The sequence below is a fragment of the Streptomyces sp. NPDC041968 genome (genome assembly GCF_055589025.1).
This window is the reverse complement of the sequence record NZ_JBVJCB010000001.1, coordinates 69,356-86,602: the sequence shown is the minus strand read 5'-3', so window position 1 is coordinate 86,602 and position 17,247 is coordinate 69,356. Positions and strand designations below refer to the sequence as shown.

Annotated in this window: 18 protein-coding genes; 7 read left to right on the top strand and 11 right to left on the bottom strand. The window is 74.0% G+C overall.

Annotation, left to right across the window (positions count from 1 at the left end; translation table 11 throughout):
* Positions 1–55: 55 nt before the first annotated feature.
* From ACZ6EG_RS00425 to ACZ6EG_RS00410, 4 genes are all read left to right on the top strand, one after another.
* Positions 56–664, top strand: a complete 609-nt coding sequence (locus ACZ6EG_RS00425) for a DUF1349 domain-containing protein (protein WP_391972542.1) — start codon at positions 56–58, stop codon at positions 662–664.
* Positions 665–701: 37 nt separating this feature from the next.
* On the top strand, positions 702–1,205 hold the full coding sequence (locus tag ACZ6EG_RS00420) for a GNAT family N-acetyltransferase (RefSeq protein ID WP_391972541.1): 504 nt from the start codon (positions 702–704) through the stop codon (positions 1,203–1,205).
* A 75-nt stretch (positions 1,206–1,280) separates the two neighbouring features.
* Complete coding sequence (locus ACZ6EG_RS00415) at positions 1,281–1,994, top strand: DsbA family oxidoreductase (protein ID WP_391972540.1); 714 nt, start codon at positions 1,281–1,283, stop codon at positions 1,992–1,994.
* Between the two features lie 61 nt (positions 1,995–2,055).
* A complete protein-coding gene (locus ACZ6EG_RS00410) occupies positions 2,056–3,162 on the top strand; it encodes an aminotransferase class V-fold PLP-dependent enzyme (protein ID WP_391972539.1) in 1,107 nt (368 codons plus the stop codon).
* Positions 3,163–3,297: 135 nt separating this feature from the next.
* Here the strand turns inward: ACZ6EG_RS00410 and thpD are convergent, their stop codons facing one another.
* From thpD to ACZ6EG_RS00385, 5 genes are all read right to left on the bottom strand, one after another.
* Positions 3,298–4,197: an ectoine hydroxylase gene (thpD, locus tag ACZ6EG_RS00405; protein ID WP_356607734.1), complete on the bottom strand. Its 900-nt coding sequence runs from the start codon at positions 4,195–4,197 to the stop codon at positions 3,298–3,300.
* Positions 4,198–4,203: 6 nt separating this feature from the next.
* Positions 4,204–4,602, bottom strand: a complete 399-nt coding sequence (locus ACZ6EG_RS00400; protein WP_356607732.1) for an ectoine synthase — start codon at positions 4,600–4,602, stop codon at positions 4,204–4,206.
* Positions 4,603–4,687: 85 nt separating this feature from the next.
* Positions 4,688–5,959: a diaminobutyrate--2-oxoglutarate transaminase gene (ectB, locus tag ACZ6EG_RS00395; RefSeq protein WP_391972538.1), complete on the bottom strand. Its 1,272-nt coding sequence runs from the start codon at positions 5,957–5,959 to the stop codon at positions 4,688–4,690.
* Between the two features lie 117 nt (positions 5,960–6,076).
* The gene (gene ectA, locus ACZ6EG_RS00390; RefSeq protein WP_383647525.1) at positions 6,077–6,595 is read right to left on the bottom strand and encodes a diaminobutyrate acetyltransferase; all 519 of its coding nucleotides are present in this window, start codon (positions 6,593–6,595) and stop codon (positions 6,077–6,079) included.
* Between the two features lie 327 nt (positions 6,596–6,922).
* Complete coding sequence (locus ACZ6EG_RS00385; RefSeq protein ID WP_469601622.1) at positions 6,923–8,053, bottom strand: pyridoxal-phosphate-dependent aminotransferase family protein; 1,131 nt, start codon at positions 8,051–8,053, stop codon at positions 6,923–6,925.
* Positions 8,054–8,221: 168 nt separating this feature from the next.
* Here ACZ6EG_RS00385 and ACZ6EG_RS00380 point away from each other — a divergent pair, with 168 nt between their 5' ends.
* The 3 genes from ACZ6EG_RS00380 to ACZ6EG_RS00370 all read left to right on the top strand — a co-directional run bounded on the left by ACZ6EG_RS00380 (position 8,222) and on the right by ACZ6EG_RS00370 (position 10,973).
* Positions 8,222–8,713, top strand: a complete 492-nt coding sequence (locus ACZ6EG_RS00380) for a hypothetical protein (RefSeq protein WP_469600390.1) — start codon at positions 8,222–8,224, stop codon at positions 8,711–8,713.
* A 43-nt stretch (positions 8,714–8,756) separates the two neighbouring features.
* A complete protein-coding gene (locus ACZ6EG_RS00375) occupies positions 8,757–9,848 on the top strand; it encodes an amidohydrolase family protein (protein ID WP_391972535.1) in 1,092 nt (363 codons plus the stop codon).
* 186 nt (positions 9,849–10,034) lie between these two features.
* On the top strand, positions 10,035–10,973 hold the full coding sequence (locus ACZ6EG_RS00370; RefSeq protein ID WP_391972534.1) for an SCO1860 family LAETG-anchored protein: 939 nt from the start codon (positions 10,035–10,037) through the stop codon (positions 10,971–10,973).
* A gap of 203 nt (positions 10,974–11,176) precedes the next feature.
* Here ACZ6EG_RS00370 and cobC read toward each other — a convergent pair whose 3' ends face one another.
* Genes cobC through cobM form a run of 6 tightly spaced genes read right to left on the bottom strand, consistent with a single transcriptional unit; the run spans position 11,177 to position 17,182 of the window.
* Positions 11,177–12,265, bottom strand: a complete 1,089-nt coding sequence (gene cobC / locus ACZ6EG_RS00365; RefSeq protein ID WP_391972533.1) for an Rv2231c family pyridoxal phosphate-dependent protein CobC — start codon at positions 12,263–12,265, stop codon at positions 11,177–11,179.
* A complete protein-coding gene (locus ACZ6EG_RS00360) occupies positions 12,237–13,154 on the bottom strand; it encodes a sirohydrochlorin chelatase (RefSeq protein ID WP_361016172.1) in 918 nt (305 codons plus the stop codon). Before ACZ6EG_RS00360 ends, cobC begins: the two co-directional genes overlap by 29 nt.
* The gene (locus tag ACZ6EG_RS00355) at positions 13,151–13,282 is read right to left on the bottom strand and encodes a hypothetical protein (RefSeq protein ID WP_469600385.1); all 132 of its coding nucleotides are present in this window, start codon (positions 13,280–13,282) and stop codon (positions 13,151–13,153) included. The genes ACZ6EG_RS00360 and ACZ6EG_RS00355 overlap by 4 nt, the downstream gene beginning before the upstream one ends.
* Complete coding sequence (cobJ, locus tag ACZ6EG_RS00350) at positions 13,279–14,961, bottom strand: precorrin-3B C(17)-methyltransferase (RefSeq protein ID WP_391972531.1); 1,683 nt, start codon at positions 14,959–14,961, stop codon at positions 13,279–13,281. The genes ACZ6EG_RS00355 and cobJ overlap by 4 nt, the downstream gene beginning before the upstream one ends.
* A complete protein-coding gene (cbiE, locus tag ACZ6EG_RS00345; RefSeq protein WP_391972530.1) occupies positions 14,958–16,316 on the bottom strand; it encodes a precorrin-6y C5,15-methyltransferase (decarboxylating) subunit CbiE in 1,359 nt (452 codons plus the stop codon). The genes cobJ and cbiE overlap by 4 nt, the downstream gene beginning before the upstream one ends.
* Positions 16,313–17,182, bottom strand: a complete 870-nt coding sequence (cobM, locus tag ACZ6EG_RS00340) for a precorrin-4 C(11)-methyltransferase (protein ID WP_469600381.1) — start codon at positions 17,180–17,182, stop codon at positions 16,313–16,315. Before cobM ends, cbiE begins: the two co-directional genes overlap by 4 nt.
* Between the last annotated feature and the right edge of the window lie 65 nt (positions 17,183–17,247).

Here is a 17,247-nt window from a genome sequence, read left to right as displayed (position 1 = left end):
CTCGCCGTCGCAGCCCGCGCCCGGGGCGCGTCCCCGGGCCTGAGAGGATCGCACCATGCTTCTCGAACTCCCCGAACTGCCCTTCCCGCTGCGTCCGTACGGCCCCGACGGCGCCTGGTCCTACGAGGACGGTGTCCTCACCGGGAGGGCCGGGGCGAGGCAGGACCGCTTCGTGCCGCCGACCGGTGAGGGGCTGGAGCCCGCCTCCGACGCACCCCGGCTGCTCGGCGCTCCCGACGGCGACTTCCAGCTGATCGCCCGCGTCACCGTCGGCTTCCGGGGCGCCTTCGACGCCGGGGTGCTCTACGTCCACGTCGGTGAGCGGGCCTGGGCCAAGCTGTGCCTGGAGTACTCCCCGGACGTGCCCACCGTCTGCACGGTGGTCACCCGCGGGCACTCCGACGACTGCAACTCCTTCCCGGTGGACGGGAACACGGTGTGGCTGCGGGTCAGCCGGTCCGGGCGGGCCTTCGCCTTCCACGCCTCCGTCGACGGCGAGCGCTGGACGTTCGTCCGGCTGTTCACGCTGGGGGACGAGGAGGAGACGGGCGCGGCCCTGGTCGGCTTCCTCGCCCAGGCGCCGACGGGGGAGGGGTGCGTGGTGACGTACGACCGTCTGGAACTGCGCCCGGGGTGGCCGGCCGACCTGCGCGACGGCAGCTGAGGCAACCGGAGGGCGCGGCTTCCACGTCCTCCCGTGCATGATCGACGAACATCTGTCCGCCGGCCCGGTGATCCGCACCGTCCTCTCCGTCGAGGCCGAGACCGTGGCCGCCCTGCACGCCCGGGCCCGGGCGACGTACTGCCCGGACGGGCTCCCCGATGACGGGACCGACTGGGTCGCCGCCTGGCGCGGAGCCGCCCTGCGGGCCGACGGGCAGGTGCTGGGCGCCGTGGCGGGGGGCGGCCTCGTCGGCATCGCCTCCTTCCGGGTGCCGGCGGACGGACCGGCGGACACGGTGAGGCTGTTCCAGTTCCACGTCGACCCCGGCCACTGGCGGTCGGGCATCGGCACCGCCCTGCACACCGCCTGCGTGGAGCAGTGGCGCGTCGACGGCAGGCGGACGGCCGTCCTGGACGTGCACGTCGGCAACCGGCGCGCCCGGGCCTTCTACGGCCGCCAGGGCTGGGTCCCCGACCCGGACAGGCCCCCGGGTGACGGCGACCACCACCTGTTCCTGCGCTTCGACGTGGACGGGGAATGAGGTCCGCTGCTTGAACGTTCACGTACATGGCGGAGAGCGCCTCCGCACCCGTACGACCTGGAGAAGAGCCGAGACATGCGCGTCGAGATCTGGAGCGACATCGCCTGCCCGTGGTGCTACGTGGGCAAGGCCCGCTTCGAGAAGGCGCTCGCGGCCTTCCCGCACCGCGACGGGGTCGAGGTGGTGCACCGGTCGTTCGAGCTGGACCCCGGGCGGGCCAAGGACGACGTCCAGCCGGTGCTGACGATGCTCACCGCCAAGTACGGCATGAGCGAGGCGCAGGCGCGGGCCGGTGAGGACAACCTCGGCGCGCAGGCCGCCGCCGAGGGCCTGGACTACCGCACCCGGGGCCGCGACCACGGCAGCACCTTCGACATGCACCGGCTGCTGCACCTGGCCAGGGAGCACGGGCGCCAGGAGGCGCTGCTGGACGCGCTCTACCGCGCCAACTTCGCCGAGGAGCGGTCCGTCTTCGCCGACGACGAGCGGCTGGTGGAGCTGGCCGTCGCCGTCGGACTGGACGCGGACGCCGCCCGCGCGGTGCTCGCCGACCCCGCCGCCTACGCCGAGGAGGTGCGCGCCGACGAGCGCGAGGCCGCGCGGTTGGGCGCCACCGGCGTGCCGTTCTTCGTGCTCGACCGGGCGTACGGCGTCTCCGGCGCCCAGCCGGCGGAGGTCTTCGCCCGGGCGCTGACGCAGGCGTGGGGCGAGCGCACGTCCCTGGAGCCGATCGGCGACGGTGACGCCGAGGCGTGCGGTCCGGACGGGTGCGCGGTCCCCCGGAACTGAAAAGGCGCAGGTGAGAGCCCGTCCATAAGCGCTCCTTGGGGGAACCGCGTAGGAATACGCAATGGACGGGGAGGTCCCGTGGCCGCACAGTGGTGCCATGGAGAGCGTCGAGAACCGCTTCGAGAACCTCGTCCGTGCCGAGTTCGACCCCAGGACCACGTATCTGAACACCGCCAGCACCGGTCTGCTCCCCGCCCGGGCCCTCGCCGCGATGAGTGACGCGGCGGTGTCCGCGGCCCAGGGGCGGCCGCTCGACATGTTCGCCGACGTCGAGGCGTCCCGGTCCGTCTTCGCCCGCCTCGTGGGGGTGCCCGCGAGGCGGGTCGCGGCCGGGGCGTCGGTCGCCACGTTCAGCGGGCTCGTCGCCGCCTCGCTGCCCGCGGGCGCCGAGGTCCTCACCGCGGAGGGCGACTTCAGCTCCCTGGTCAACCCCTTCCACGTGCGCGGGGACCTGAAGGTGCGCGGTGTGCCGCTGGAGCGGATCGCCGAGTCGGTGGGGCCGGACACCGCGCTCGTGGCGGTCAGCTCCGTCCAGTCGGCCGACGGCCGGATCGCCGACCTCGCGGCGTTGCGGGACGCCGCCCGGGCGCACGGGGCGCGGACCCTGATCGACGCCTCGCAGTCCAGCGGGTGGCTGCCGCAGGCCGCGGGGGAGTTCGACTTCGTGACCGGGGTCGCCTTCAAGTGGCTGCTCTGCCCGCGCGGCGTCACCTTCCTCGTCGTACCCGAGGACCTGGGCGAGGCCGCCGGGCTGACGCCGCTGTTCGCCGGGTGGGCGTCCGGGGAGCACCCCTGGGACAGCTGCTACGGCCCCGTCGGGGAACTCGCGCACTCCGCACGGCGCTTCGACGAGAGTCCCGCCCTCTTCTCGTACGCGGGTGCCCGGCACTCACTGGCCCTGATCGAGGAACTCGGCGTGGACGCCGTGCACGCCCACGACACGGCCCTCGCCGACCGGTTCCGCGCGGGGCTGGCCTCCCTGGGCCACGCGCCGGTGCCCGCGCCCGGTTCCGCGATCGTGTCCGTGCCCGGACTCGGCCATCGACAGGGCGAGTTGGGCCGGGCGGGGGTCCAGGTCTCGGACCGGGCGGGCCATCTGCGGGCCGCCTTCCACGTGTACAACACGCCGGCGGACGTCGACCGGCTGCTCGACGTACTGGCGGACTGAGACAGCGGGGCCGGAAGCGCCGGATCGGGAGACCAGGGCCGGGTCTCGCGCGACCGGGCTGCCGGCCCGGGACACGCATCGGGCAGGGGCCTCCCGTCCCACACGAAGAGGCCCCTGCCCGGGATCAGATGCGGGTCACCTCACCGGAGTGAAGTCCCGCGCGCCGATGAAGTCCGGGCGCCGGATGGGCGCCGCGAACGGCTCGACGGCCGTGTTCTCCACGCTGTTGAACACGATGAACACGTTGCTGCGCGGGAAGGGCGTGATGTTGTCGCCCGAACCGTGCATGCAGTTGCAGTCGAACCAGGTCGCCGAGCCGGCCTTGCCGGTGAACAGCTTGATGCCGTACTCCGACGCCATCTTGGTCAGCGCCTCGTCGGACGGCGTCCCCGCGTCCTGCATCTGCAGGGACTTCTTGTAGTTGTCCTTCGGCGTGGCCCCCGCGCACCCGAGGAACGTCTTGTGCGACCCCGGCATGATCATGAGACCGCCGTTGGTGTCGTAGTTCTCGGTGAGCGCGATCGAGACCGAGATCGTCCGCATGTTCGGCAGGCCGTCCTCGGCGTGCCAGGTCTCGAAGTCCGAGTGCCAGTAGAAACCGCTGGCCCCGAAGCCCGGCTTGACGTTGATCCGGGACTGGTGGACGTAGACGTCCGAGCCGAGGATCTGCCGGGCCCGCCCGACCACGCGCTCGTCGCGCACCAGCTCGGCGAAGACCTCGCTGATCCTGTGCACCTCGAAGACGGACCGGATCTCCTTGGACTGCGGCTCCACGATGGAGCGCTCGTCCGCGCGGATGGCCGGGTCGGAGGTGAGCCGCTCCAGCTCCCGCGCGTACCTGGCTACCTCGTCCGGCCCGATGAGCTGGTCGACGGCGAGGAAGCCGTCGCGGTCCAGGGACTGGAGCTCACCGGCCGAGACGGGACCGGGCGTGTCCGGGGAGCCCCAGACGACCGGGTCCTTGCGGGGGGTGGCCACCTCGGTGGCGCCGCGGGTGGGGTAGAGATCGGTGATGTTCGTGGTCGTGATGGTCACGATGACTCACACCTCCTCGGTGAGCAGCGGGTAGACGCCGTTCTCGTCGTGGTCCTCCCGTCCGGTCACGGGCGGGTTGAAGACACAGATGCAGTGGAAGTCCTCCTTGACCTTGAGCGTGTGCCGCTCGTGGCCGTCGAGGAGGTACATCGTGCCCGGGGTGATGTGGTACGTCTTCCCCGTCTCGCGGTCGGTCAACTCGGCGTCGCCCTGGGTGCAGACGACGGCCTCGATGTGGTTCGCGTACCACATCGACGTCTCCGTACCCGCGTACAGAATCGTCTCGTGCACGGAGAAGCCGACCTTCTCCTTGGCGAGGACGATGCGCTTGCTCTCCCAGGTGCCGGACGCCGACTTCACGTGCCGGTCGGTGCCTTCGATCTCCTTGAACGAACGGACGATCACGGTGTTGCGATGCCTCCTAGGTGAAGGGTGTGCAGGGTCCCCGGCGCCTTCGGCCGCGCGGTCGAAGGCGCCGGAAGGTGGGGTGTCAGGCGGTCTCGCGCACCGCGCGGGCGAGGGTCTTCATGCCCTCGTCCAGCTCGTCGGGCGTGATGGTGAGCGCCGGCAGCAGTTTGACGACCTCGCTCTCGGGGCCGGACGTCTCGATGAGCAGCCCGAGCTCGAAGGCGCGCTTGGCGATCTTCCCCGCGCGGTCCTTGTCGTGGAACTCCAGGCCCCAGACCAGGCCGCGGCCGCGGTACTCCTTGACGTCGGCGAGGTTCTCCTCGGTGATGGCGATCATGTGCTGCTCGACCTGCTCACCGCGGGTGCGGGTCTGCTTCTCCATCGCCGACCCGTCGGCCCAGTACGCCTCCAGGGTGGCGGTCGCCGTCACGAAGGCCGGGTTGTTGCCGCGGAAGGTGCCGTTGTGCTCGCCCGGCTCCCAGACGTCCAGTTCCGGCTTGAACAGGCAGAGCGACATGGGCAGGCCGTAGCCGCTGATCGACTTGGAGACGGTGACGATGTCCGGCGTGATGCCCGCCTCCTCGAAGGAGAAGAAGGCGCCGGTACGTCCGCAGCCCATCTGGATATCGTCCACGATGAGCAGCATGTCCTGGCGCTCGCACAGCTCGGACAGGGCGCGCAGCCACTCGGGCCGGGCGACGTTGATGCCGCCCTCGCCCTGCACGGTCTCCACGATCACGGCGGCCGGCTTGTTGAGCCCGGAGCCCTGGTCCTCCAGGAGCCGCTCGAACCACAGGAAGTCCTCGACGGTGCCGTCGAAGTAGTTGTCGAACGGCATCGGCGTGCCGTGCACCAGCGGGATGCCGGCGCCGGCCCGCTTGAAGGCGTTGCCGGTCACCGCGAGCGAGCCGAGCGACATGCCGTGGAAGGCGTTGGTGAAGGACACGATCGACTCGCGCCCCTTCACCTTGCGCGCCAGCTTCAGCGCGGACTCCACGGCGTTGGTGCCCGTCGGGCCCGGGAACATGACCTTGTACGGCAGGTCGCGCGGGCGCAGGATCGTGTTCTGGAACGTCTCCAGGAAGCGGCGCTTGGCCGTCGTCGACATGTCGAGACCGTGCGTGACGCCGTCCCGCTCCAGGTAGTCGATGAGCGCGCGTTTCAGTACGGCGTTGTTGTGCCCGTAGTTGAGCGAGCCCGCTCCGGCGAAGAAGTCCAGGTACTCGTGGCCGTCCTCGTCGTACATGCGGCTGCCGACCGCACGGTCGAAGATGGTGGGCCAGCCGCGGCAGTAGCTGCGCACCTCGGACTCGACGGTCTCGAAGACACTGAGGTCGGGCTGGGTGATGGTCACGACGAATCGCTCCTCGTGGGGTGAGGGTGGGAGAGGAAGGTCGTACGGATCCGGTGGACCGGCGCGGTCCGGGCCGGGAAGTCTGGGGGCCGGGCGGCGAAGGCGCCCGCCGGGCGGTCAGCCGCGGGCCGGGCCGCCGAGGGGGCCTATGCGGTACAGGACCTCGGGCTCGTGCGGCCCGTCGGGGAACTCGTCCGTGTCGAAGAGGACTTCGCGCTCCAGCGGGGCGCCGTGGCGCTCGGCGAACGAGGTGAACAGCCGCTGGGAAGCGGTGTTGTCGGGGGAGATGGTGGTCTCCACGGTCGTCGTCCCGCACTCCGCGAGGGTCCGGGCGGCAAGCCCGTCGAGCATCGAAGCCGCCAGCTTCCGACCACGGTACGCCTCGTCCACCGCCACCTGCCACACGAGCAGCGTGTCCGGCTGGTCGGGCCGCACGTAGCCGGTCACGAAGCCGACCGGCACGCCGTGCCCGTCGCGGGCGACGGCCGAGGTTGCCGCGAAGTCACGGCACCAGAGCAGATAGCTGTAGGACGAGTTCACGTCGAGGACCTTCGAGTCCTTGGCTATCCGCCACAGGGCGGCGCCGTCGGCCACTCTCGGACGATCGATTTGCAGGTCTGCTTGCGCGGCAGTCATGCAAATGAAATTACCCAGCGAAAATCGAAATTGCATCGCCGGACGGGGTTACGTATGAACGTGTCGTGTGATATCACGCGGGCGCGTGCCACTGCGCGAACCGACGACACTTTGGGATGATTTGACCTGGAGGAACGGCGCGAATCGGTCAGCATGTGTAACGGGTCACAATCATGTAACCTGTGCGACGCGTGTCCGAAATGCCGGTCTCGAACTTATCGAAATCTTAGAGTTTAGGCTCGGGGAAAGCGGGCAGAAGAACACCGATGGCTGCACTCCGAAGAATTGCCGAATTCGCTTTTGATGGCTTCGGCAAATTCCAAGAATTCACGCCCCGGAAAGGCCTGTGCCGCTCTGCGCCTCCCAGGCGGACTCGGCGGCGCGCCGGGCCGCCCCCAGGTCCGTCCCGACCCCGCCCTCGGCCAGCGCGGCACCCAGTGCCGCCAGGCAGCCCTGTACGGCCCCGGGCGTCGCGTCCGGGCCGTAGTGGTTGACCCGGAGCATCTCCTTCGCCAGCGCGCCCCCGCCCGCGGCCAGCGGCAGCGTGGGGTCGGAGGCCAGGGCGCGGGCCACCAGCTCCGACGCGTCGGTGCCCGCCGGCACCCGCAGCGTCGTCGCGACCGGCGCCGCGTCCCTCACCTCGTGCACGTACGGCTCCAGGCCGCCGCCCAGCGCGAGCGCACCGGCGCGGGTGGCCGCCGCGGCCGAGGCGTGCCGCGCCATCACCGTCTCCGGGCCCTCCGCCTCGATGCGCTCCACACACGCCTCCAGCGCGAGCATCTCCAACTGCGCCGGAGCGTGCAGCAGCGCCTTGCGCCCGCCGTCGATCCAGCGCTCCTTCCAGTCCAGCAGGGAGAGGTACGACCGGCGCGGGGCGTGCGGGTTCGCCGCCATCCGCGCCCAGGCCCGCTCGCTCACCGACACCGCCGACACGCCGGCCGGACCGCCCATCGCCTTCTGTGCGCCGATCACGCACAGGTCCACGCCCCACGCGTCCGGCAGCACCGGCTCGGCGCCCACCGAGGCCACGGCGTCCAGGTAGAACAGTGCGCCCTGCTCCCGCACCGCCTCGCCGATCTCCGCGACCGGGTTGGTGTTCCCGGTCGCCGCCTCCGCGTGCACCAGGGACACGAAGTCGATCCCCGGGTGCTCGGCGAAGGCCCGGCGGACCTGTTCGGCGGAGACGGCGGTGTGGAACGGCACGGCGAGGTCGTGCACGGTCGCGCCGCAGTCCCGCAGCCAGTTCCCGAAGGTCTGCCCGTACGGCCCCGTGATGATGTTCAGCGCGACGGTGCCCGGCCCGGCGGCGGCGCGGATCGCGCCCTCCAGCGGCAGCAGCGCCTCGCCCTGCATGATCACGACGTCCTGTCCGGTGCCGAGCAGGCGCGCCACCCGGTCCTCGATCGCGGCGAAACGGCCGGCGCTCAGCGGGGCGAGGTCCAGGAAGGGGTGGGTCACGGCGGTGCTCTCTTCAGTAACGGGCAGGTGTACGGCGCGTACGGAGTCGAGAGTAACCATGGCCCGCGTCGCCACTCGCGCGGAGGGTTTCCGTTGCGACACCCTCACGCCCGGAATTGTGGCTTCCGCCACAGCCGGAACGATCGTCGGCCTGATGAACTCGGCCTCGTGTCCGTTCTGTTGCTGCTCGTGGCCATCGCCGTGGTGACGGCTGTCGTCCTCGGCCGAAACGCCGACACGTTCGGGCGCCGCCCCTACCCCGCGGCCCGTCCCGCGGCTCCCGGGCGGCCCAGGGCGGGCGCGCCCTGGCGGGCCGTCGCCGGGGCCGCCGGCGCGGGTGCCGTCCTGCTGTACGCCTGGGGCGCGCTGTGTGTGGGCTTCGCGGTGATGGAGGCGGAGGACGGGGGAACGGGCTCCTCGCCGATGGGGCCCTGCCGCACCGGTGTGTCCCAGGAGCTGTCCGAGCGGGTGATCGACTACGACGCCTCCCTGCTGCCCCTGCGCTTCCGCTGCGAGACCACGGACGGCGGCGGCTACGACTCCGCCGACGTCCCCGGCTACGCCAGCCCCGGGGCCGCCGTGCTCGCCCTGACCGCCGTCGCGGGCGCGGTCGCCGCCCGGCGGGCGGCCGGGCGGCAGGCCCGCGCGGCCGCCCGGTGACCGGCCTTCGAACACCCCGCCGCACCGGTCTAGGGTGCGGGACATGAGCGATCGCACGGTGCTGCACGTGAAGGGTCGGGTGCTGGTCGGAGCGGAGGAGGTCCGCGACGAGGTGTGGGTGGTCGACGGCCGGATCTCCTACGACCGTCCCGCGGGTGCGGCCGACGTCCGCACCGTCACGGGCTGGGCGCTGCCCGGCCTGGTCGACGCCCACTGCCACGTCGGCCTCGACCGGCACGGCGCCGTCCCCGAGGACGTCGCCGAGAAACAGGCGCTGACCGACCGGGAGGCGGGCACCCTCCTCATCCGCGACGCGGGTTCGCCCTCCGACACCCGCTGGATCGACGACCGCGAGGACCTCCCGAAGATCATCCGGGCCGGCCGGCACATCGCCCGCACCCGGCGCTACATCCGCAACTACGCCTGGGAGGTCGAGCCCGAGGATCTGGTGGCGTACGTCGCGCAGGAGGCCCGGCGCGGCGACGGCTGGGTGAAGCTGGTCGGCGACTGGATCGACCGCGACCTCGGCGACCTGTCCGCCTGCTGGCCGCGCGGCGCCGTGGAGGCGGCGATCGCGGAGGCCCACCGTCTCGGCGCCCGCGTCACCGCCCACTGCTTCGCCGAGGACTCGCTGCGCGACCTCGTCGAGGCCGGCATCGACTGCGTCGAGCACGCCACGGGCCTGACCGACGACACGATCCCCCTTTTCGCCGAGCGGGGCGTCGCCATCGTGCCGACCCTGGTCAACATCGCCACCTTCCCGGCGCTCGCCGACGGCGGCGAGTCCCGGTTCCCCCGCTGGTCCTCCCACATGCGCCGGCTGCACGAGCGCCGCTACGACACCGTGCGGAGCGCCTACGACGCCGGTATCCCGGTCTTCGTCGGCACCGACGCGGGAGGGGCCCTGGCCCACGGCCTGGCCGCGGCGGAGGTCGCCGAGCTGGTGACGGCCGGCATCCCGCCCGTGGAGGCCCTCGCCGCTACGACCTGGGCCGCCCGGCGCTGGCTCGGACGTCCCGGCCTGGAGGAGGGCGCGCCGGCGGACCTGGTGGTGTTCGACGAGGACCCGCGCGCGGACGTGCGCGTGCTCGCCGCTCCGCGCCGGGTGGTGCTGAACGGACGGGTGGTCGGTTAGCCGTCCGGGGTGACGCCGGGGAACACCCGTGCCGAAGAATTCGAAAGCGCGGGCGGAAACCCCACGAAGGGGTGAAGTGCCCCGGGATCGCTGACGGTCGGGCGGGCGCGAGGACATTCTGTGCGGGTCCCAAGCATGTCGCTCATGCGTGTCCCGCACGCATGTCTCACTGGGGGTCCCACCACCTTGAACGGCAACACCTTCCGCACGCCCGCACGCCGTCTCGTCACCGTCGCGGCGGCCACGGTCCTGGCCGCCGGTCCCGCGGCCCTGGCCGGCGCGGGCACCGCACAGGCGACCGGCGGCCACGGCCGCGCGAGCGCCACCGTCCTGCGGACCGGGCTCGACGTGTCCCTGCTCAACAAGACCGTGAACGTCCCGCTCGCGGTCACCCTCAACGAGGTGCACGCGCCCGAGACGGCCCGGAAGACCGCGCTGACCGCGCGGCTGGACGGCGTCGACGGCGGCAGGGCCTTCAGCGTCCTGCGGGCCGACGTGGCCGAGTCCGCGGCGACGGCGACCGCGGCGAAGAGCGAGGGCCGCGCGAACCTCGCCCGCGCGCGGCTCCACGTCCCGGGCCTGCCGCTGCTGTCGGTGGTCGAGGTCGAGCAGGTCACCTCCACCGCGACGTGCGAGGCCGGGAAGAAGCCGGTCGCCGACGCGAACCTGCTGGGCCCGGTCACGGTCCTCGGCAAGAAGGTCACCCTGACCACCGGCGGGACGACGGAGGTCGAGGTTCCCGGTGTCGGCGAGGTGCGGCTCGACCTGTCCCGGAAGGAGACCACCTCCCGTACGGCCGCCGCCACCGCGCTCGAACTCAAGGTGTCCGTCAACCCCCTGGACCTGAACGTCGCGGAGGTCGACGGCACCCTGACCCTGGCGAAGGCGACCTGTGAGTCCCCGGCGGCCCCGGAAGCCGAGCAGCCTCCGGCGAAGGCCGACGAGCCCCCCGCCGGGCAGGAGGCCGAACCGGCCGCCGAGGTCCGGCCCCAGGGCGCCCGCGCCGGGGCCGACCTCGCCGAGACGGGCGGCAGTTCGGCGACCCCCTACCTCGCCGCCGGGGCCGCGGCCCTTGTCCTGGCGGGCGGCGGCTCCCTGCTGCTGGCCCGGCGCCGGCGCGGGTGACCGTCCGGGCGGGTGCCCGCGGGCGGTGGTGAGGGCGAGGGGGGCGGGCCGTACGGGCTGCCGGGCCGGGCGGCACCGCCGCGCACGTGGGGCGCGGCGGTGCCGTCCTTCGGGGTCGGCGGAGGGAAGCGCCGGGCGGCCGCGGGTGTTCCGTCCGCCGGCCTCACCGGCGAGCAGGCCGTGCGCCCCGCCCGCCGTACGGGTCAGGCCCGTCCCGCCACCGCCCGCTCCAGCGCCCGCAGAAAGCCGTCCGTCGTCGCCCGGTCCCGTACCGCGAGGCGCAGCCACTCCTCGCCCAGACCCGGGAACGTGTCCCCGCGCCGCACCGCGTACCCGAGATCGCGCAGCCGGTGGCGTACGGCGGCGGCGTGCGGGAGACGGACCAGGACGAAGGGGCCCGCGGCCGGTTCGACGACCCGCACTCCGCCGGCGGCGAACCGGGTGAGTCCGGCGACGAGATGCGCCCGGTCCGCGGCGACGCGGTGCGCGGCGTGGGCGGCCTCCGCCAGCGCCCGCGGCGCCACGCACGCCTCGGCGGCCGCCAGCGCCGGCGTCGACACCGGCCACAGCGGCTGGGCGCGTTCCAGCTCCGTGATCGTCTCCGGGGCCGCCAGGACGTACCCGATGCGCAGCCCGGCCAGCCCCCACGTCTTGGTGAGGCTGCGCAGGACGACCAGCCCGGGCACGTCGGTGCGCCCGGCCAGCGCCTCCCGCTCACCCGGCACCGCGTCCATGAACGCCTCGTCCACGACCAGCGTCCGCCCGGGGCGGGCCAGCTCCGCGACCGCGTCCGCCGGGTGCAGCACCGACGTCGGGTTCGTCGGGTTGCCGACCACCACCAGGTCGGCCTCCTCGGGCACCGCGGCCGGGTCCAGCCGGAAGCCGTCCGCCTCCCTCAGCAGCACCCGGCCGACCGTGTGCCCCGCGTCCCGCAGCGCCGCCTCCGGCTCCGTGAACTGGGGGTGCACCACGACCGGCCGGCTCACCTTCAGCGCCCGCGCCAGCAGCACGAACGCCTCCGCCGCGCCCGACGTCAGCAGCACCCGCTCCACCGGCAGCCCGTGCCGTGCCGCCACCGCCGCCCGCGCGGCCCGCCCGTCCGGGTAGACCGCGAGGGAGCCGAGCGAGGCGGCGACGTGCTCGCGCAGCCACACCGGGGGCGTGTCCGCGCGGACGTTCACCGCGAGGTCCACCAGCGCCGAGCCGTCGTCGCGGACCTCGGCGTCCCCGTGGTGCCGCAGGTCGAGGTCGACGGCCGGGCCCTCAGTGGGCGTGGGAGTGTGCGTGTCCATGCCCGTGATGGTGCCCGTGGTGGTGGTGGCCGTCGTCGTCGGGGTGGAAGTGCGGCTGCTGCGGCAGCCCCACCTTGTCCTCGAACCCCGGCAGCGCGATCCGGTACACGCAGGAGTCGCAGTTCATCCGCAGGTCGCCCTCGACGGCCTCCTCGTACCGCTCCCACACCAGGTCCAGCAGCTCCGGCTCCGGCCCGATGACGTCCGCCGAACGCACCTCGGTCTCCGGGTGCGCCGCGGCCCACTCCTCGGTCTGGTGCCGGACCCGGTCCGGGAGGATGCCGGTGAACAGGAAGTACGGCAGGACCACGACCCGCCGCGCCCCCAGCCGCACGCACCGCTCCAGGCCGCCCGGCACGTCCGGCTTCGCCAGCGACACGAACGCCGTCTCCACCGCCCCGTACCCGCGTCCCTCCCACAGCAGCCGCGCCGCCTTGAACACCTCCGCGTTGGCGTCCGGGTCCGTCGAACCGCGCCCCACCAGCAGCACGGTCACCTCGGAGCGGTCCCAGGAGGGGTCGACGGCCTCCTCCAGGCGCCGCTCCAGCACCCGCAGCAGCGCGGGGTGCGGGCCCAGCGGACGCCCGTAGGTGTACGAGATACCGGGGTGGCGCTCCTTCTCGCGGGAGAGCGCCGCCGGGATGTCGCCCTTCGCGTGCCCGGCGGACACCAGCATCAGCGGCACCGCGGCGAACCGGCGCACCCCGCGCTCGACCAGCTCGGCGACCGCCTCGCCGAGCGGCGGCGGCGACAGTTCGATGAATCCGCCGGCGACAGGCAGTTCGGGGTGGCGGCGGCCCAGCTCGCGCACGAAGTCGCGGAACGCCTCGGCTCCGGCCTCGTCCCGGGTGCCGTGTCCGGCGATGAGCAGGGCGGGCGGGGTGGTCACAGTTTCTCCTCGGGTTCCTCGGACGGAAGGGGGTGGTGCGGCAGGGCGTTCGACGCGACCGCCGGACCGCCCCTCTCGGACACGTCGTTCACGGCGGGCAGCCCGACGGGGGGCGCGACGGGGCTCACTCGGCCCGCTCCTGCCAGCGGTAGCCGCGCGGGGTCACCATGCGCCCGGCGATCTCCCGGGTCGCGGTGTTGCCCACCGTCACGACCGTCATCATGTCGACCGCCGCCGGGTCCAGGGCGGCGAGCGTGGTCAGGCGGCTGGACTCGTCGGCGCGCGACGCGTTGCGCACGACCCCGACCGGCGTGGTCGGCTCCCGGTGCTCCGCGAGGATCGCCAGCGCCTTGGGCAGCTGCCAGTCCCGGCCCCGGCTGCGCGGGTTGTAGAAGGTCACGACGAGGTCCGCCTCGGCCGCCGCCCGCACCCGCCGTTCGATGACCTCCCACGGCGTGTGCAGGTCGGACAGGCTGATCGACACGTGGTCGTGACCGAGCGGCGCGCCCAGGATCGCCCCGGCCGCCAGCGCCGCCGTCACCCCGGGAACCCCGACCACGTCGATGTCGTCGGACGCCTCCGCCAGCGCGGGCGACGCCATGGCGTACACCCCGGCGTCCCCGCTGCCGATCAGGGCGACGGCGTGTCCGCGGCGGGCCTCCTCGACCGCGGTCCGGGCCCGCTCCTCCTCGGCACCGAGCCCCGACTCCAGGATCCGGGTACCGGGCCGCAGCAGGTCGCGGATCTGGTCGACGTACTGGTCGAGACCGACCAGCACCGAAGCCCGCCGCAACTCGGCCTGTGCGCGCGGCGTGACCAGGTCCCGGGCGCCCGGCCCGAGCCCGACCACCGCGAGCCGCCCGCGCCCCGGCCGCCGTACGACGGCACAGGTGGCCATCGCCGGACTCGACGCCGACTTGCGCTTGGGGACGAGGAGTTCGCCGCCCCGCGCGAGCGCCGCCGCCTCCGCGACCGACGGCGTGCCGACCGCCGCGAGCGGCGCGTCGGAGGGGTTGGGCACCGCCACGCCCGCCAGCTCCCCGGCGGCGTACGTCACCAGGGGCACGCCCAGCCGCTCGGCGGCCCCGACGATCCCGGGCTCCTGTGCCTTGGCGTCCACGGTGGCCAGTTCGGCGACGGACGCGGCGGACAGCCCGGCGTCCCGCAGCGCCTCCTCGACCAGCCCGAGCACCTCGTCGACGGGTGCCCCCCTGGAGGCGCCGACGCCGACGACCAGGGACGGCGGACGCAGGACGGCCTCGCGCCCGGTGGGCTCCACCAGACGGTCGGTCAGCCGGACCGTGTACGCGCCCTCGTCGGTGACGGGCAGCGGCGGCAGGGGCCACCGCACCTCCGCGCGCAGCGCGACCGGCACACCGTCGAGCAGGGCCCGCGACACCCCGGCGACATCGCCCTCCACGGGCATCCCGAGGGTGTCCAGCCCCGGCAGTCCCACGGCGTCCGTCGCCGTCGTCACCACCGGCTCGGCGCCCAGCACCCCGGCGACCGCGACGGCGAGTGCGTTGGCGCCGCCCCCGTGGCCGCCGACCAGCGACACGGCGAACCGTCCGCCCTCGTCCACGCAGACGACCCCGGGGTCGGTCCGCTTGTCGTCCAGCAGCGGTGCCACGAGCCGGACGACGGCCCCCGTGGCCAGGAAGCACACCAGCCGCTCGCACTCGGCGAACGCGGTCCGTACGGCGTCCGCGACGGGACCCTCGTAGACGCGCGTGCGGTCCGGCCAGGCGGCGGCCAGCCGGTCCCGCGCGGCCGCTCCCGCCGCGGTGGCGGAGATCAGGCCGATCAAGGGGAAACTCCTTCGGTACGGCTGTGCGGCCTCACGCCCCACAGCAGGAACACGGGATTGGCCGCCGCGAGCCGGGTCACGTCCCCCGGCAGCGGGGCGAGCCGGGACGACTGCAACAGCACCCCGTCGCACTCCAGCCCGGCGTCGAGCAGCGCCCGGCGGGCCGCCGGCACCCGGTCCAGCGCGGCCAGGGCGACGACCACGGCACGCCGGGCGCGCCGCGCGCAGGCCGCGACGACCGCGGGCAGCTCGTGCCCGCCCCCGCCGACGAACACGGCGTCGGGGTCCGCCAGGTCCGACAGCGCCCCGGGCGCCGTGCCGTGCACCACGCGGACGTCGACGCCGTGCGCGACGGCGTTGGCGCGGATGCGCTCGACGCCGTCCGGTGTCTTCTCCACGGCGTCGACGGCGGCACCCAGCCGCGCGCACTCCACGGCCACGGACCCCGAACCCGCCCCGACGTCCCACACCAGGTCACCGGGGCGCGGCCCGAGCCGGGCCAGCGCCAGCGCGCGCACCTCGAACTTGGTGATCATCGAGTCGCGGTGGGCGAACTCGGTCTCGTCCAGGGCCCAGCCGGCCCCTCCGCCCGGCCCGGCACCCCGGACAGGACGCACGGGCCCGTCCGGTCCCACGGGCCCGTCCGGACGCGCGGGCACGTCCGGTGCCACGGATACGTCCGGTCCCCCGTGGGGGTCCGGTTCGCCGCGTCCGCCCCGCGCCCCCGCGATGGTCCGCGCCGGTCCCAGCGCCCGCGCCTCGTCCAGGCACAGCACCACGCTCACCGCCGCTCCCCAGTCCCGGCCGGCGGCCTCCGCGGGCGTCACCCGCTCCACCCGCTCCCCGGCGGAGCCCAGCGCGCGGGCGACGACCAGCACCCGATCGTCGCCGCGCAGCGCGGCGCCCAGCTCCGCCGGACCCGCCCCGGGCCCGGTCAGCACGGCGACCTTCGGGTACGCCCGGCACACGTTCACCGCCGTCCGCAGGTCCCGCCCGTGCGCGCTGGCCACCACGGCGTCGTCCCACGGCAGCCCGGCCCGCGCGAACGCGGCCGCGACCGAGGACACACCGGGCCGCACGTCGAGCCGCTCGGGCCCGAACCGCTCGGCCAGCGCCCGCACGATGCCGAAGAACCCCGGGTCGCCGGAGGCCAGGACGACCACCGGCCGCTCCTCGGCGACGTACTCCGCGACCGTGTCCAGGGCCGGCGCCAACGCCCCGAGGACGACCCGCTCGGCCCCCGCCGGCAGCCGTACGGCGTCCAGGTGGCGCCGTCCGCCGACCACCAGCGCGGCACCGGCGGCGACGTCCCCGGCGGGAGGCTCGCCGGCCCCCATGCCCACCACCGTGATCACGTGCTCGCACCCCGCGTGCGCAGCTCCCGCCGCGCCTCGGGGTCGGCCTTGCGATAGCCGTGGAAGTGCCCCGGGTGGTACAGGTGCGAGCGGGTGCCGTGCGCGTCGAGGGCCGGGCCGACCAGGAACAGGGTGTGCTTCCAGAGCTTGTGCTCCTTGACCGTCTCCTCCAGCGTGCCGATCGTGCACCGCACGACCAGCTCCTCCGGCCACGTGGCCTGGTAGGCGACGACGACCGGCGTCTCGGTCGGGTAGCCGCCCTCCAGCAGCTCCCGCACCAGCTGACCGCTGCGGGCCGCCGACAGGAAGACCGCCATGGTGGTGCCGTGCTTCGCGAACTCGCGGACCTCCTCCCCGGGCGGCATCGGCGTCTTGCCGCCGCCGAGCCGGGTCAGGACGACGGACTGCGCGACCTCCGGGATGGTCAGCTCCCGCTGCGCCAGCGCGGCCACCGCCGAGAAGGCGGAGACGCCGGGCACCACCTCGGTCGCGATGCCGATCTCCGCGCACCGGTCGAGCTGCTCCTGCGTCCCGCCCCACAGGGCCGGGTCGCCGGAGTGGATGCGGGCGACCCGCAGCCCTTCCGCACGGGCCCGCCGGTAGACCGCGACGACGTCCTCCAGCGACATCGTCGCCGAGTCCAGGACCTCCGCGTCCTGACGGGCATGCCCCAGCACCTCCTCCTGGACCAGACTGGCCGCCCAGATCACGACGTCGGCCTCGGCGATGGCCCGCGCGGCGCGGAACGTCAGCAGATCGGCGGCGCCCGGCCCGGCACCGACGAAGGTCACCTTGCCGGTGGGGTCCCCGGCCGCGGCGGCGGGTGCCGCCGAGACCTCGGGTGCCACGGAGTCCTCGGAAGCCATGGGAATCGGTCCTCTCCTACGCATATTTACTGCGGTTGCTGCTGTCGTGCGCACGGATACGCGCC

Coding starts and splice junctions, on each gene's coding strand:
- ACZ6EG_RS00375 (WP_391972535.1), top strand. CDS start 8,757: ATGAGCGATCGCACGGTGCTGCACGTGAAGGGTCGGGTGCTGGTCGGA.
- ACZ6EG_RS00420 (WP_391972541.1), top strand. CDS start 702: ATGATCGACGAACATCTGTCCGCCGGCCCGGTGATCCGCACCGTCCTC.
- ACZ6EG_RS00425 (WP_391972542.1), top strand. CDS start 56: ATGCTTCTCGAACTCCCCGAACTGCCCTTCCCGCTGCGTCCGTACGGC.
- ACZ6EG_RS00415 (WP_391972540.1), top strand. CDS start 1,281: ATGCGCGTCGAGATCTGGAGCGACATCGCCTGCCCGTGGTGCTACGTG.
- ACZ6EG_RS00410 (WP_391972539.1), top strand. CDS start 2,056: ATGGACGGGGAGGTCCCGTGGCCGCACAGTGGTGCCATGGAGAGCGTC.
- ectA (WP_383647525.1), bottom strand. CDS start 6,595: ATGACTGCCGCGCAAGCAGACCTGCAAATCGATCGTCCGAGAGTGGCC.
- cobC (WP_391972533.1), bottom strand. CDS start 12,265: ATGGACACGCACACTCCCACGCCCACTGAGGGCCCGGCCGTCGACCTC.
- cobM (WP_469600381.1), bottom strand. CDS start 17,182: ATGGCTTCCGAGGACTCCGTGGCACCCGAGGTCTCGGCGGCACCCGCC.